A 14006-nucleotide genomic window follows, 5' to 3' on the forward strand; every position below is an offset into this window, starting at 1 on the left:
CATGTATATGGTTGCCCATACGCAAATATGCTAAGAAAGAAGGTCGTTCGTGGATTTTATTGGAAATAAAATGAAGAGAATCCTGCTGCTGCTTGGCGTGATCTCGCTTTTTGTCTGGGTTGTTTGGCCATTTCTCCGTGGAGGGCAATCCACCATTCAAACAGCGTTTATGCCGATCAATACGCAGATGGAAGCCTTACTCGGGCAAGCCGTTAGCGAGAAACAAGAAAAGGCAGCGCAAGCGACTGCTGCAGTTGCTGCAATAAAAGCCACGACAACACCGAAGGCGAGTCAGACACCTCCGAAGGAAAGTCCGCCATCGACGGCAACTTCTGAAAAACAGATAATTTCTACAGAGGGTGGAAACACAACTGCGGATAGCAGAGCAGGGCTGCTAAATTTGAACACGGCTACATTAGAACAGTTAGATAAATTGCCGGGGATCGGTGAAAGTAAAGCCAAAGCGATTATTGCGCATCGTTCGAAGATTGGAAGCTTTAAGCGAGTCGAAGAACTTATGGATGTGAAAGGTATTGGCGAAAAAATGTTCGAGAAGCTTAGGGGATTACTATTTGTGGCTCCAAGCTAGCTCATCTTTTCATTTCTAGTGAAATGTGAGAAAATACTAGAAATAGTTTTACTTTCGAATAGAGTAACTAAACAAACCGAGTCACCAGGAGGGAGTCCAGCATCATGAGCATCCGAAAAGATTGGGATACGTATTTCCTAGATATTGCATATATGGCTTCCACACGCTCTAGGTGTAATCGTCGTCATGTTGGAGCGGTTCTTGTACAGGGTAAAAAGCTTCTTGGTACAGCTTATAACGGAGCCCCCATGGGCGTGGCGGATTGCACGGAAGCGGGTTGCATGCTGGTGGAAGAGATCGAGCTGAAGGTTGTAGCCGATGTCGAAGAGGTCGTACGTAAGCACCGTTGCATACGTACCATCCATGCGGAGCAGAACTTATTGTTGTTTACCGATCGTGAGGATCGTGAAGGTTCTACCGTTTATGTGACGGATCAACCTTGCTGGACCTGTGCAAACATGTTGGCTAATAGCGGTGTTACCGAGATTGTGTTTCATCGGGGCTACCCGAAGGATCATGAGAAGGTTAGTCAATTGATGGAAGCTAGAGGAATTTCATTCCGACAGATGACTACATATGAACCGCCTGCCGGGACCGTATCCGAGGTTGTGAACTGAATAGTGCGTTATGAGGGGAAGAACCTCTCTCTAGAAGCAATCGTTGGGGTGCGCTAGGGGGAGGTTTTTTTGTAAGGATTGTGTGATAGTCATGCAACCATGGTAAATGCGGTAAGCAGGGCAAACATGGAAAATGAGGAAAACAGGGAAAACAGGGCAACCACGATAAACATGACAAAACGCAATATTTAAGGCAATTTACGCTACGTGGTGCGTACGAGGGGAACGAGAGTGCGCTATTCGGCCATAACGGCTGTATTCTTTGTGTAAGGGGAACCTGAGTGCGCTATTTAGGGGAAATTGCCTGCAATTACCTGCTTTTATTAAAAATAAGGTCTCCTCGTTCCCCTTGGTGTTTGGATATAGCGATTTATTTAGAAATAGAGCATCTACGTTCCCTCTCGAGGAAAAGCGCAAGGTAAATGAGAAAAACGTGATATCACGTAATGTGTGAGGAATATAGAAATCGGATATGGAAAAAGAAAGTGAGGGTCTTACCGTGAAAAGACCAGTTGTTCAAGGATGCTGTCTGTGGATAAGTGGCTATGTGCTCGCTATTTACACCGAGCTTCCGTGGTTGTCCTGGACGACGAGCGCGCTGCTGGTAGCCGCGCTCGCCGCCATCTACGTGCTGCGGCTGCCCGGCCGGCAGCCGCTGGGTGCACTGCTGCTGGTCGTCATAGCCTACGGCTATTATCAAGGGACCGACCAGCGCAACATCACGGCCCTGCCGCTGGCGCAGCAGCAGCAGGTAGGCGAGGCCGGCAGCGAGGTCACGCTGCTCGGCCGGTTCGCTAGCCCTGTCACCATCGACGGTGACAGGGCTAGCTTTACCCTTGAAGCGGAGTCCGTCCGCTTCAACGAAACCACCGCTTTCCCGCTTGGCGGGGAAAGCGTGCAGGTCTCGCTGCGCCTGATGGAGCAGGCGCAGCAAGCCGTGGCGTCGGCCTGGGGCCGCGGCGACGCCCTGACGCTAACGGGGACGCTGCGCAGCCCGTCCCCGGCACGCAACTTCGGCGGCTTCGACTACCGCCGATATTTGCGCCTTCACCACACGCATTGGCTGCTCTCAGCCAAAGGGGTGGATCAGGCGCAAGTGCAGCCTGCGGCTGCGCACTTCAGCGTCGTCCAGCTTTTGCGCTGGAACGACGAGCTGCGCGCTGCGCTCAGCAGGCGCATGGACGTGATCTTCCCCGCGTCGCAAGCGGGGTTTATGAAAAGCATGCTGATCGGACTTACGGACGATCTAGATCCGGACCGCTTCCAGCAATTTTCAGAGCTGGGATTAACGCATATTTTAGCCATCTCAGGATTAAATATTGCCGTATTTCTAGGTGTATGCATCTGGGTCTTACGTCGGTTCCGGATGGCCAAAGAAACCTATCTGCTCATCTGTATGTGTTTACTCCCGTTCTACGTCCTCGTTACAGGAGCTTCACCTTCCATTGTCAGAGCAGGCCTCATGTCGATGATTGCCCTGTACGCAGCTCGGCGTGGAGGAATGAAAGAAGTATTGCACATTCTAGCTGTTGCTGCATGGGCGATGCTGGTGTGGGAGCCCTATTTTTTACTCGATGTAAGCTTCCAGCTGTCATTCTTAGTAACACTTGGACTTATCCTAGGTGTGCAAAGAGTGACCCACTTACTCTCACCTTTCCTAACTTCCCCGACACTCCGAAACACGTTAGCAATTACACTAGTCTCCCAAGCCGTTTCGTTCCCGGTCTCAATTTATTATTTCAATCAATTTTCTTTGTTATCTTGGTTAGCAAATGCTGTTTTAGTTCCTGTCATCAGTATGATCGTGTTTCCGGCTGGTTTGGTTGCACTTGCTCTCGGTTTGCTTTATATCCCCCTTGGTCAAAGATTAGGTCTACTGATTTCATGGCTGAATGAAGCCATATTTTGGATAACGGATCAGCTCCAACAGATCCCTTATCTCAAAATGATTTGGCCATCTCCAAGTATTCCGTGGATCTACTTTTATTACGGTTTTTTGATACTTATTTATGTTCTATGGCATCGTATCCACGTAAGTGCGACAGATGAACCTCCTATCATGCTTGACCGCAGCAGCGGCAAGAATGCAAAAAAGCGAAATGTACAGCTAAGCTTGCTCCTGACAATCGGCGGTTTTCTTATACTTTTATGGATTGGGTATACACCAAATCGCTTTCAACGCACAGGCGTTGTGCAGTTTATTGATGTAGGACAAGGAGACGCAATACTCATTCGAACGCCGTATGGGAAGCATCTTTTAATTGACGGCGGTGGCACACTGAGTTTCCGCAAAGCAGGAGAGGAGTGGAAAAATCGTAAAGATCCATTTGAGGTGGGCCAAAAGACACTGGTGCCACTCTTGAAGAAGCGAGGGATCCATCGTCTGGAGATGGTCGTGCTTACTCACGAGGATGCCGACCACAGCGGTGGGCTGCAGGCGGTGATCGAGCAAATTCCGGTGAAACAATTTTTATTTAATGGGACGTTTAAAGAAAGTACTAGTGTGACAACCTTATTCTCAACACTTGTGCAAAAGGAAGTTCCTTTATTGCCCGCACAAGTGGCGGATTGGATTCATATCGACCCGCTAACGAGATTACAGGTGATTTATCCACTTGAAACGAATCAGACAGAGGTTGAAATAGTCAAAGAACAAAATGCGAGATCGGTGGTTTTCTTACTTGAAATGCAAGGCACTCGGTGGTTGTTTACGGGGGATATGGAAAAAGAATCAGAAGCCGCTGTTCTTGCATATTTACAAGATCACCCAGGACTAATAGCCAGCGATAGAAATTCTTGGTATACAGCTAGAGGTGCAGCAGCAACGAAAGATTCTTCTTCTAATCCGTATATTGATGTTCTTAAAGTTGCTCATCATGGCAGTAAAACATCGACTACCCTAGAATGGTTAGCCTATTGGAATCCAGCTGTAGCTGTCATTTCTGTTGGTGCAATGAATACATATGGACATCCGTCTCCAGAGATTATTGATCATTTAATGAACGCTAAGGCGGGTATTTTTCGTACAGACCGAATGGGCGAAGTGCAGATGGAAGTTCGAAAAGAGGGCATTTTTACCAGAATGAAGTTAGCGTACTAGACTTTTAGTAATCGGTTGAATTCCATAGAGGCCTTAGCTGCAATTTTCTCCAGTGGGGGAGGCGTAGATAAGGCTTATTCTTTGTAATTTTCTGAATCTTAATCAATATTGAAACAAATTCTTGTTTTTTACGTCTAAAAGGTGTTATATCGCTCATTTTTTGTTATTCTGATAGATGCAACTACCAATATATTTATTCTAAAAAGATTGCAACCTTATGCGAGGCGATTGCGTTTATAAGATTGCAAGGGGGAGGGATCCCAGTGATAGCACCCGAACTGGTAAGATCAGCACAAGCCGGTGACCGTGATGCGCTCATTACCCTATTGCGAGAGATTGAGTCTCACGTGTATCGGACGGCTTTTTATATTCTGAATAATGAACAGGATGCGCTGGATGCTTCCCAAGAAGCACTGATCCGCATTTATACCAAAATTAATTCATATGAAGAAAAAGCCTTGTTCAAAACGTGGGTACAGCGGATTGTTACGAACATCTGCATCGATAAATTTCGCAGAGCGAAGCCAACGGTCTCTATGGATGAGCATGAGATGACGTTTACAGCTGATAATGATGTAGAGCAGGAAATATTGACGGGCTATCTAGCTCAGGATATTAGAGAGGCTATTGAAAAGCTTCCCGAACACCATCGCACTGTGGTTGTTCTTCGTTATTTGCAGGACTTTTCGTATCATGAAATTGCAGAATCGCTCGGCTTACCACTCAATACGGTGAAGTCTTACTTATTCCGAGCTAGACACACCTTACAGGCGTTACTCCAAGATTATCAGAAAGGAGGTGTTCGGGGATGAAATGTCAAGAGGTGATGATGTACATGCAAAGACAGCTAGATGGAGATTTAGCTCCAGAAGAGGAAGATGAGCTGCATGCTCACCTAATGCATTGTTTGGATTGTGCCCAGATGTTTGAACGTCTGAAGGTCCTTTCGAGCGAATTGTCCCAGCTTCCTAAAGTGATGCCACCTTTCAGTTTGGTTGATTCTATATTGCCGCAACTGCTTGAATTGGATAAACAAAAAGAGACGCCACAGTTGGATAATGTCGTACCATTCCCAACACTGGTTGCAAGGGCAGAAGTAGAAGGTGAGCCAAAACGCTCAGGTTTGAATCGTTTAAAAGAACAATTCTCATGGAAGTTCGCAAGCGGCGTTGTTGCCGCGGGATTGATTATTGGATTCTTTGCATTTAATATGCAAAATCCCGCTACGCAGAACGCAGATGAATTGATGTCTCGTTTTACCTCTGATTCTAAGAGTGCTAAAGATGATGCTCCTAGAGCGGCGACAGAGATGAATCGCATGCAAGCGCAGGATCCCATCGCTAAGAATCAGGTGGATGACACAACTAATGGTGGGGCACCTAACACGCCAACGACAGATTCGTTAGCCCAAGGGACAGACAATGCGGAGTCATCGGTTGGGAGTGGGAATACGCCTACGGCTACCTCCAACGCGGAACTAGAGAAACCAGGCGTATTTACCTCACCAGCAAGCGGAAGCGAGTTGCAAGGTGCGCAAGTTTCACCTTCCACTACGCCGCCAGAGCGTTTGAAGGAAGTGGACGCATCCAAGAAGGTTGATAAAACGGATCCCAATGCAGATGTGTATACGCCTCCGGCAGGCTTATCTGTACCGAAATCAACATTGGAACCTAAGTCAACGGAGTCGCCAACCAAGAAAACAACGCAAGAGCCCTCTGTGGACCCTTCAAGTACAGAGCGTACAAGTGGCGGTCAAGGGATGTCCTCTTTAGCTATGCCTCAAGTTGAAGGCGTACTGAAGTCTACAACGGGGATATATGAGGCAAAGATTGAAGATGCGCATGTTGTCATTCGAAATAGCCGCACGCTTGAAATTGTATTTGTTTCCAAACATGTGTGGCAGGAACAAGATCAGATCAAGCTGTTGGAATGGTCTAAGGATGATAAGTTGTTTTATGAAGTGACAAGCAAAGGAACGCTCCAAACTTTTCTTATCAACCTGAATGACAAAACAGAAGTCAATAAATAAAAATAAGAATTGATGCACCAAAAGGTTAGCACATGCGTAAACTATCTTAGAAGAATAGAGAACAGTTCATTCATCCACACGAGCTAAGGTTTCTAGAGCCTTAAATCGGTGTTTAAATAGACTGGCGAAGGGATTGCTGCAAGGTCTTCGGACTTTGACGTAATCCCTTTGTTGTTGGTAAAATAAGCGGGAGGGGTGAATGCCAGCGATGGACGCTAAGAGAGCATTGAAAGATATACAAGCAGGCCGGCCAGCTCCCGTTTATTTGTGCTACGGACCTGAGAAATATAAAATGCGTGAATTCATTCAAGTTATAACGGATTCCTTAATGGGTCCAGAAGATCGTGAATTCGCAGTGAGTAAATTCGACTTGAGTGAAATGCCGCTTTCTTCTGCCTTAGATGACGCTGAAACGTTACCTTTTATGGTGCCGAAGAAATTGGTTATCGCGAAAAATGCGCTATTTTTCACAGGTGCGAAGGAAAATACGAAGCTTGAGCACAACATGGATCGCTTGGCGGCTTATTTGAAATCGCCCGCGGAGCATACAGTTGTGGTGTTCACCGTGGATGCTGATAAATTGGACGAGCGTAAAAAGATTGTAAAAGCACTTAAGGACATGGAAGCCGCCGTACCTTTCCTATCCTTGAGCCCAGAGGAACTTACGCATTGGGTAGCTAAGCAAGCTAGTCTGCTTGGCTTTACATTCTCTGGTGGGGCTGCTGATCAATTGATTCTCTATACAGGTGGGAACTTGCAATCGTTATCGGCCGAGCTAGAGAAAATTTCGTTGTATGTAGGTGCACAAGGTGAAGCAACTCCGGACGTCGTTGATCAGTTGGTTGCTAGGAGCACGGAGCAGAACGTATTTATTCTCATCGAAGATATTGTGAATGTACGATTGGAACGAGCTTTCGTCATCTTGGAGGAGCTTCTGAAGCAGCGTGAGGAGCCCATCAAGATCGCTTCACTTATCGCCAGACAATTCCGCATCATGCTGCAGGTCAAGGAATTGGGAAAACAAGGCTATTCGCAGCAACAGATGGCATCCCAGATAGGTTTACATCCTTTTGCGGTAAAAGTAGCTGAGGGGCAGGCGCGGAAATACGATGGGGACAAGCTGAGCCGTATTATGGGTGAGTTAGCCGATCTTGATTTGCAGATGAAAACAGGAAAAATCGACAAAGTTTTGGGTCTTGAATTATTTCTTCTTAGGCTGGCGGCCTAAGAAGTGAGGTTAATGGAAAAAAGACTAATTCTCCTAGGAGAAATTAGTCTTTTGCTTTATGTCCGTGTATTACGCTTGAGCCGAAAGAGCGTTTAGCTTTTTAGCTAGACGGGACTTCTTGCGGTTAGCGGCATTTTTATGGATTAAACCTTTAGAAGCAGCTTTGTCTAATTTCTTGGAAGCAGAAACTAGAGCTTCAGGGGTTAAAGCTGTTTCGAAAGCTTTCACAGCAGTACGCAAAGCGGACTTGTGGGAAGCGTTGCGAAGACGGCGCTTTTCGCTAACTTTTACTCGTTTAATAGCGGATTTAATGTTTGGCATGAAATTCACCTCCTACTTACAAAACACGTTCAACGTTACATTTGTATGTTTGCTGACAACTTTAAGTATTCTACCACGCAATATTTCAAAATGCAAGAGCTGTCAATAGGTTTTCAGTGGTCTTTATTAGCAGTTGTGATGTTCATGAGCATAGTTGCTCGGTGCGACGCACGAAAGCTCTTGTCGGAATCCACAATAGTCCGATTTCTCCGAACTAAATCGTGCTATCCATACTCCGATAGCCCATTAGTCAGATTCTGCCTGCTTAATTTGCCACTTTCCCCTTGTGAGAGCAGATTTTGACGATTTAGTTAGGTGATTTAGGACTAATCAAGGATGATTGCCGCGGACAACTAGTTTAGTTTGAGAAATTCGGACTAAATGAATGTGGGAAGGGTGGGAAACAGTGAATGGTAAGTTACAATAAGGGCGGTTTCCGAGTCGTATCTACAAGCCAAGCGTGCACTCTAGCAACACCTTTGGCTTCAGGGCGAAGCCATTTTTTATCTTCAAGGAGTCGTATTTGATTTCTTGCCGTATCATATCCGCATTGTAACACTTCTTTGACGTCCGCGAGTTTAATCGGGCGACCCAGTCTTAAGGCTAGTCGTAGAATATCTCGTTCCTGACTGTTCAATTGACTTTCAAGAGAGTCTTGTTCCCCAAATAAGCTTCCGATGAGTTGTTGAAGCAACGCTTGCCAAAGCCGAGGGCGCTCTCGAATATCATCCAAGCTAATACGCACGATGATCCAACCATCATTCACCAAATGCATGTGTCGCACGAATTGATTTGAGTATTGTCTGCGATCGAGCTTGTCATAGTGAGTTCCGTAAGGGTCGATCTCAAAGGTGATACGGATGCCTGAACGGATATAAGCAAAGTCCAGAGATCTTTTGCCGTCAGCGTAATCAATGATCTCATACTCGGGATGCAAGTAAGTAAAGTGTCCAAAAGCTTGCCACCATAGTGAACGGAGAAATTCTTTCTCAGCAAACGCATGACCAGTCTGTAATTTTCGTAATGCCTCACCTTTCCTTTTGCTTAAATGACCATTCAGCCATTCTTGGTGAGCACTGTCAAACGAATTCAATGTCATCACATCCGCTCCATCTCAAAATAAAATAGCGCCGTCCCGCAACTCCTAAGAGTTATGGAAACGGCGCATGCTTTGCGTCTGAAAATCTATTCGATTAGGTTATTTTCAGAATAACATCACTATGCAATTCTTACAAGTATTTACAAGTGTCTGAGATTCGAAATGATCAGTTACAGTGCTCTTCAACTTTGCATAACACCGCAGCATCTGTCACACAATAAGCAATACAGCGCAAGCATGAAAGGAGACCTCCAATGGACTTAGGCATATTCAACACACAGACCGACCTTGCACTTGATGCAAGGGATATGGCCCATGCAGCCAATCAGGGGCAGCCGATTCCTGGTATTGAACAAGAGTTCACACGGGAAAACGGGATACGCGTTACCAAAATCAACGTCCTGAACGAAGAAGGGTCCAAAGCGCTTGGTAAGCTTCTGGGCCATTATATAACGATTGAAGTGCCTGCGCTCCGGGAGAAAGACAGCCAGCTGCAGGATCGCGTGGCAACCAAGCTAGCTCAAGAGTTTGAGCAGTTTTTGCGGCAAATCGGCATTCCCAAGAATGCGAAGGCACTTATTATTGGCTTGGGCAATGGCAATGTAACCCCAGATGCCTTGGGGCCACTCGTTGTCGAGAATATTATGGTGACGCGGCATTACTTTGAGCTGGTTCCCGAAGATGTGAGCCCAGGCTATCGAGCCGTAAGTGCTGTTGCCCCAGGGGTGCTAGGCACAACAGGGATTGAAAGCAGCGACATCGTGCAAGGGATTGTAGATAAATCAAAACCTGATTTCATCATCGCCATTGATGCGCTTGCCTCTAGATCCTTGGACCGTGTCAACACGACCATACAGATTGCGGATACCGGCATCCATCCTGGCTCAGGCATCGGAAATAAACGCAAAGGCTTGACCAAGGAGAATCTAGGAATTCCAGTTATTGCGATCGGAGTACCGACAGTTGTGTATGCGTCAACGATTGTCAACAATGCTTTTGATCTCATGCAAAAGCACTTTAGCGATCAGACGAGTAATACGGGGCATATTTTTGGACTTCTAGATAATATCAATGAAGACGAACGGCTGCAGCTTGTCAAAGAGGTGCTAAACCCCGTAGGGCACGATTTGCTCGTTACGCCGAAGGAAATTGACCAATTTATTGAGGATATCGCCAATATTATCGCTAGCGGCCTGAATGCGGCTTTGCATGACGCTGTAGATGTCGATAACGTGGCAGCCTACACCCATTAATTCAAGCAAAGAACTGAACCCACTGGCGTGGTGGCAGTTCTTTTTGCCGTTCTATTATGGACCTCATAGTGCCTTATCATTCCCTCGTAATCCTTCTCTATCAAAAATATCTAGCGAAACTAGTTCTATCGTTCGGGCTCGTTTCATAGATTGAATTAAGATAGTTTAGGAGGCATGGAAACTATGAAATGGACATCAGCCACATGGAATTTCAGCCAAGTTCGCAAAACCTTTCAGAGCGCCAGTTCCGTCGGGAAAACGTTCATGGTACTCAGCACCTCGACCTTAGCTCTATTCGTACTCATTGGTCTAGGTGGCGTCCTGCAAAGTAGATTAATGTCGACAACGTCGCCGGTTTCTTCCATGAAAGGTCTCGCTGCATCTGTCACGAATCAGTTTTTCATCGATATGTTGGGTATGGAAGTCCCTCATTTAAATAAGGATCAGAAGAAGTTTACCTTTTCCCAACACAATGTGTTTCACTTCGCTTTTCAAATGATGACCAATATTAATCCAAGTGATCCCAAAAGCCTTGTTGCAAGTGAAGTGCCTGGTATGGATTTGACGAAATCGACCGTCTTGGTGAAAGGGAGCGAAAATAATCCTAGTGCGCCATATGATTTCAATCCAGGCTCGAATAATTTGGAGGCAGAAGCCAAAAATCCACCACTTCCGACTCCATCCATAGAACCAACGCCGATTAGCAGCGTATCTCCATCTCCGAATGCAGTTGGTCAGCCACCGAAAACAGCAGGCGATAATATTGCTTTTATCTATCAAACACATAGCAATGAGTCATTTCTCCCCGAGCTAAAAGGTGTGACAGATCCAGACAAAGCATATAGCGATAAAGTGAATATCATCTCCGTAGGGCAACGGTTAGCTCAGAACCTGGAGAGAGATGGCATTGGAGCTGTGCATTCTTCAACTGTTTATCCGAGCACAGTCAAAGGTTTTGAATACCCGTACTCCTACAAATATTCCGCCAAAACGCTCCAAGAAGCCGTCGCTTCGCATAAGGATTTGGATTATTTCTTTGATATTCATCGCGACTCAGGAGCACGCAACAAAACAACGGCTACGATCGATGGTAAGGAAGTTGCACAGGTTTATTTTATCATTGGCGGGAAAAATCCAAATTGGAAAAAGAACGAGGAATTTGCAAGCAAAATTCATCAAGTGCTGGAAGCGAAGCACCCAGGTGTCTCCAAAGGGATTCATGCCAAAGAGGCCAGTGAGGGGAATGGTTTGTATAATCAAAACATTTCACCTAACAGTATTTTGATCGAAGTAGGCGGTCCCTACAATACCCTCGAGGAATGTTACCGGGCAACGGATTGGTTGGCCGAAGCGATATCGGAAGTTATTTTGAACGCGAAGAAAGTTGATGCACCGGCGGATACGGCAAAAAAATCGTAAACCGGCTTACCAATAAAGGAGGAAATGTGATGAGGCTGAGGCGCTTTTATATCAAGGTTGGATTGTTTGGACTCTTGCTGCTGTTTTGTATCTTGTTCGGCGTCAGTCTAGCATCCAGCGGGATGGAACGTATTGAAGGTCCTCAGCCTTCCTCCAAAGCTTCCTCACAGGCTGCTCCAACAAAAGCGCCAGGTAAAGTAGTAACAACAGTTGCTAATGCTACGCCCACACCAACACCACCTGCTCAAAACACAACAGTGAAAGGGAAACAAAACGATGAGCCGAAGACTGAACCTGTTGTCATTCATGATAATTCACTGAACCGTGTAGGCAATAAATTGGGTGACCTTTTACAGATAACGGCACATCATGGAATTAAATTGTTCATTTCTTTGTTTGATGCTGTTTTAGGCAAAGGCTAGCTGTGCATTGCTCCGACTTCGCACAACTGCTATAATGAAAATTATTTGCATGTAGTGGGGGTTAGTCTTTAGCATGACGGACATTCGAGAAAGACAACAAAGAATTCGCAACTTTTCAATTATCGCTCATATCGATCACGGCAAATCAACACTAGCTGATCGTATTCTGGAATATACAGGTGCATTGTCTTCACGTGAGATGCAAGAGCAAGTTCTCGACCAGATGGATCTGGAGCGCGAACGGGGGATTACAATCAAACTACAGGCGGTGAGATTGGCTTACCGCGCGGATGATGGTGTCGATTACATCCTTAACTTGATTGATACACCAGGACACGTAGACTTTACCTATGAGGTATCACGAAGTCTTGCTGCTTGTGAAGGAGCATTGTTGGTTGTTGATGCGGCTCAAGGCATTGAGGCTCAAACACTAGCGAACGTATATCTAGCACTTGAAAATAATTTAGAAATATTACCTGTTATTAATAAAATTGATTTACCAAGCGCAGACCCCGAGAAAGTAAAGCAAGAGGTCGAAGACGTCATCGGTCTTGACGCTAGTGATGCTGTTCTTGCTTCGGCTAAAGCGGGTATCGGTATTAAAGAAATCATTGAACAAATTTGTCTGAAGGTACCAGCACCACAAGGTAATCCGGATGCTCCTTTGAAGGCCTTGATATTTGACTCCCATTACGATAGCTACAAAGGCGTAATCGTGTATGTGCGTGTCGTGGATGGTTCGATCAAAGCAGGCTCCAAAATTAAAATGATGGCGACGAACAAAGTGTTCGAAGTTATTGAAGTCGGTGCGTTCAAACCAAGAATGTCATCGGTTCCTTCCCTTGAGGTTGGAGATGTTGGTTTCATCGTTGCTGGTATTAAAAATGTTGGAGACACCCGTGTCGGCGACACGGTAACGGAAGCAGATCGTCCTTCACCAGAGGCACTGCCAGGTTACCGTCGAATTAACCCCATGGTATTCTGCGGATTGTACCCAATTGAAACGACCGATTACAACGATCTTCGCGAAGCGTTGCAAAAGCTTGAATTGAATGACGCATCCTTGCGTTTTGAACCTGAAACATCTACGGCACTAGGCTTCGGCTTCCGTTGCGGATTCTTAGGACTCCTACACATGGAAATCATTCAGGAGCGTATCGAACGTGAATTCAACATTCCGTTGATTACTACAGCGCCAAGCGTTATCTACCGCATCACATTAACGAATGGCGATGTCATGGAAATTGATAACCCTTCAAATTACCCAGATCCGCAACGTATTGACTTCGTGGAAGAGCCATATGTAAAAGCTTCCGTTATCGTGCCGAATGATTATGTAGGTACCATCATGGAGCTTTGCCAAGGTAAACGCGGCGAATACTTGAATATGGAATACTTGGATACGAATCGCGTAACATTGACGTATGAGATCCCGTTATCAGAGATTGTCTACGATTTCTTTGATATGTTGAAGTCTCGGACAAAAGGATATGCATCTTTTGACTATGAAATCAGCGGCTACAAGAAATCCAATCTGGTTAAAATGGACATCTTGCTCAATTCGGAGCAGGTGGATGCCCTGTCCTTCATCGTTCACCGTGATACCGCTTATCACCGTGGCAAAATCATTTGTGATAAACTGAAAGAGCTTATCCCGCGGCAAATGTTTGAGGTGCCGATTCAAGCAGCGATTGGACAGAAAATCGTGGCACGTGAGACCGTAAAAGCGATGCGTAAAAACGTACTTGCCAAGTGTTACGGCGGTGACATTTCTCGTAAACGTAAATTGTTAGACAAGCAAAAAGAAGGTAAAAAACGCATGAAGCAGGTCGGTAGCGTAGAAGTGCCGCAAGAAGCGTTCATGGCTGTTTTGAAAATCGACGAATAGAGGCATGGAATGAAAAGCTGGGGTGGCAGCAGACGCTGTCC

General features: G+C 45.8%; 12 protein-coding genes. 10 read left to right on the forward strand and 2 right to left on the reverse strand.

The genetic code is table 11. The annotated features are described in order from the left end of the window. The first annotated feature begins 70 nt into the window (after positions 1–70). From J2736_RS12090 to holA, 6 genes are all read left to right on the forward strand, one after another. Entirely contained in the window at positions 71–589 is a 519-nt protein-coding gene (locus tag J2736_RS12090) for a ComEA family DNA-binding protein (RefSeq protein WP_310226837.1), read from the forward strand. 104 nt (positions 590–693) lie between these two features. Beyond that, entirely contained in the window at positions 694–1206 is a 513-nt protein-coding gene (locus J2736_RS12095) for a deoxycytidylate deaminase (protein WP_310226839.1), read from the forward strand. Between the two features lie 472 nt (positions 1207–1678). Then, positions 1679–4306, forward strand: a complete 2628-nt coding sequence (locus J2736_RS12100) for a DNA internalization-related competence protein ComEC/Rec2 (RefSeq protein ID WP_310226841.1) — start codon at positions 1679–1681, stop codon at positions 4304–4306. Between the two features lie 263 nt (positions 4307–4569). Beyond that, positions 4570–5118 (forward strand): RNA polymerase sigma factor, encoded by a 549-nt coding sequence (locus tag J2736_RS12105; RefSeq protein ID WP_310226843.1) that lies wholly within the window; start codon positions 4570–4572, stop codon positions 5116–5118. Further along, the gene (locus J2736_RS12110) at positions 5115–6335 is read left to right on the forward strand and encodes an anti-sigma factor family protein (protein WP_310226845.1); all 1221 of its coding nucleotides are present in this window, start codon (positions 5115–5117) and stop codon (positions 6333–6335) included. The genes J2736_RS12105 and J2736_RS12110 overlap by 4 nt, the downstream gene beginning before the upstream one ends. 208 nt (positions 6336–6543) lie before the next feature. Next, positions 6544–7563: a DNA polymerase III subunit delta gene (gene holA / locus J2736_RS12115; RefSeq protein ID WP_310499105.1), complete on the forward strand. Its 1020-nt coding sequence runs from the start codon at positions 6544–6546 to the stop codon at positions 7561–7563. Between the two features lie 69 nt (positions 7564–7632). On the opposite strand, the gene rpsT is transcribed toward holA, so the two are convergent. Further along, positions 7633–7884 carry a 30S ribosomal protein S20 gene (gene rpsT, locus J2736_RS12120; RefSeq protein WP_056609803.1) on the reverse strand — a complete coding sequence of 84 codons (252 nt, stop codon included), beginning with the start codon at positions 7882–7884 and terminating at the stop codon, positions 7633–7635. Positions 7885–8302: 418 nt separating this feature from the next. Then, entirely contained in the window at positions 8303–8983 is a 681-nt protein-coding gene (locus J2736_RS12125; protein ID WP_310226847.1) for a DNA-binding response regulator, read from the reverse strand. A 254-nt stretch (positions 8984–9237) separates the two neighbouring features. Between J2736_RS12125 and gpr the strand changes: the two genes are divergently transcribed. The 4 genes from gpr (at position 9238) to lepA (ending at position 13965) form a co-directional block, all read left to right on the forward strand. Further along, complete coding sequence (gene gpr, locus J2736_RS12130; protein WP_310226849.1) at positions 9238–10236, forward strand: GPR endopeptidase; 999 nt, start codon at positions 9238–9240, stop codon at positions 10234–10236. A gap of 183 nt (positions 10237–10419) precedes the next feature. Then, the gene (gene spoIIP, locus J2736_RS12135; RefSeq protein ID WP_310226851.1) at positions 10420–11655 is read left to right on the forward strand and encodes a stage II sporulation protein P; all 1236 of its coding nucleotides are present in this window, start codon (positions 10420–10422) and stop codon (positions 11653–11655) included. A 29-nt stretch (positions 11656–11684) separates the two neighbouring features. Beyond that, entirely contained in the window at positions 11685–12077 is a 393-nt protein-coding gene (locus J2736_RS12140; protein WP_310226853.1) for a hypothetical protein, read from the forward strand. 73 nt (positions 12078–12150) lie between these two features. Continuing rightward, on the forward strand, positions 12151–13965 hold the full coding sequence (lepA, locus tag J2736_RS12145; RefSeq protein ID WP_310226855.1) for a translation elongation factor 4: 1815 nt from the start codon (positions 12151–12153) through the stop codon (positions 13963–13965). The last annotated feature ends 41 nt before the right edge of the window (positions 13966–14006 follow it).

This window comes from Paenibacillus qinlingensis (genome assembly GCF_031455095.1).
Classification (GTDB): Bacteria; Bacillota; Bacilli; order Paenibacillales; family NBRC-103111; genus Paenibacillus_E; species Paenibacillus_E qinlingensis_A.